This window comes from Pantoea sp. CTOTU49201, assembly GCF_032054795.1.
GTDB classification, from domain to species: domain Bacteria; phylum Pseudomonadota; class Gammaproteobacteria; order Enterobacterales; family Enterobacteriaceae; genus Pantoea; species Pantoea symbiotica.
Window position 1 is genome coordinate 1 of the sequence record NZ_DAMBSA010000602.1, and the last position, 1,932, is coordinate 1,932.

At 58.3% G+C, this 1,932-nt stretch carries 2 protein-coding genes; both read right to left on the bottom strand.

Features of this window, described 5'->3' with window-relative positions; translation table 11 throughout:
• The coding region (locus tag RTY00_RS24290) for a LacI family DNA-binding transcriptional regulator (RefSeq protein WP_312666676.1) at positions 1-1,003 on the bottom strand (1,003 nt) is incomplete at its 3' end.
• Positions 1,004-1,061: 58 nt separating this feature from the next.
• The coding region (locus RTY00_RS24295) for a substrate-binding domain-containing protein (protein ID WP_312666677.1) at positions 1,062-1,932 on the bottom strand (871 nt) is incomplete at its 5' end.

Consider the following 1,932-nt stretch of genomic DNA (forward strand, 5'->3'; position numbering starts at 1 on the left):
CGCGTACGATCAGTTCGCCGGAGAAGAGCTGTTCGCTGACCGGTTGCTCGCTGCCCTCAATGCGCGCGATAACCTGCTCCAGCGCGGCGTAACCAATCTGCCAGGTGGGTTGCTTTAAGGTGGTGATGCCGACGCCTGCCAGCGCCGCCCATTCCAGTTCGTCAAAGCCCAGCAGGCCAATCGCTTCGCCCCAGCGCAGCGCAAGGCGCTGCAGCGCGCGCGCCACTTGCAAGGTCAGCGCGCCGTTGGCGGCGATCACCGCACAGCGTTTGTCGGGATGGCGCTGGTGGAATTCCCGCAGCTGTTTTTCCAGCGCGTCGGGCTGATGCAGCGCCACTTCGGCATTCTCTGCCGCAATCTGTGGCGCACTGTTCACCGTGTCGTAGAAAGCGCGCAGACGTTCGCGGCGCGTATTGACGCTGCCGAGCGGCTCGCTAAGAAAGAGCAGGGCTTGATAGCCGTTATCCAGCAAATGTTGGGTGGCAATTGTGGAGGCTTCAACGTTGTTGAGCCCCACCATATCGCAGGCGAAATCGGGAATTTTTCGGTCGATCAACACCATCGGCAGCATCGACTGTTGCAGGCGGTTAAGCACTTCTTCATGCATGCCCACGGCATTAACCACAATGCCTTCCACCTGATAGCTGCTGAGCAGTTGCAGGTAATGCTGTTCGAGATCGACTTCGTTGTTGGTGTTACACATCAGCAGAGTAAAGCCCTGCGCACGACACGCCGCTTCGATGCCGCTCAGCACGTCAACCGAGTAAGGATTGGTGATGTCAGCAATGATCAGACCAATCAAACGCGTGCGACCGCGTTTCAGTCCGCGCGCCATCTGGCTGGGACGATAGTTGAGTTCGGCGATGGCCTGTTCGATACGGGCTTTGAGATCGGGCGAGAGCAGATTCACTTCGCCATTCAGATAGCGGGAAACGCTGGTTTTACCGGTTTTTGCCGTACGGGCAACGTCACTGATTGTGGCTCGTGGCGGCCTGGTTTTCATTGCTTACACCTGCTGAAAAGAAACAGGCGAAGACTAACACAGCTCGGGCCAGGCGCAATCATTGCGCGTCAGAAGTGAGTCGCAGCACCGGTTGCCAGAGCGTTTGCAGCTCGCTCAGCGGTGCATCATCGAGCAGTTGCAGCACCATTTCGGCGATGCGCTCGCCAATCTGCTGCTGGGATGATTGCAGAATGGCGTTCACCGGCTGATCGACAATCGAATCGGGCGGCAATCCATCATACACATACAGCGGAATTGCTTGCGTACCCTTTATGCGGGCGGCCTGCTGCAGCGCAATCGCGGCTCCTTCACCCAGCGTGCTGCAATCGGTGATGATCGCCTGCGGCGCATCGCCTTGGGCCAGCCAGACATTGGTTTGCTGGTAGCCGGATCGACGCGTGGCGGGCAACGCCGCCATCAGAGATTGATCGACCGGCGCCTGGTGCTGAATCAACGCATCAATAAATCCCTGGCGGCGATCGAGAATATACGTCGCCGATTCGTTACTGCCGAGATAAGCCAGACGCGGCCATCCTTGTTGCAGACAGTGTTCTGCCGCGAGAAAAGTACCGGCGTGATTATCGTAATCAATCCACGCGTACGGTTGTGGCAGCTCGCTGCGACCGAGCGTCAGGAAGCGGAAACCTTTCTGTTGCAGGCGCTGCAGTCGCGCATCCTGCGGCATGGTGTGGGTTAAAATCAGGGCATCAATGGCGCCGCTGCGCAGCATGCGAATCAGCTTTCGCTGCTGCTCCTGCGGTTTATCGGGTAGCAACAGCAGATCAATATCGTGCTGCGCGAGACGTTGATCTAGCGTCAGCAGCATTTGGCTGTAGTAGCTGTCATTGAGCGAGGCGTGGCTGATGGGAAAGAGCAGACCAACCGCATTGGCGCGTCCGGTTTTCAGGCGGCGGGCCGCATCGTTGGGT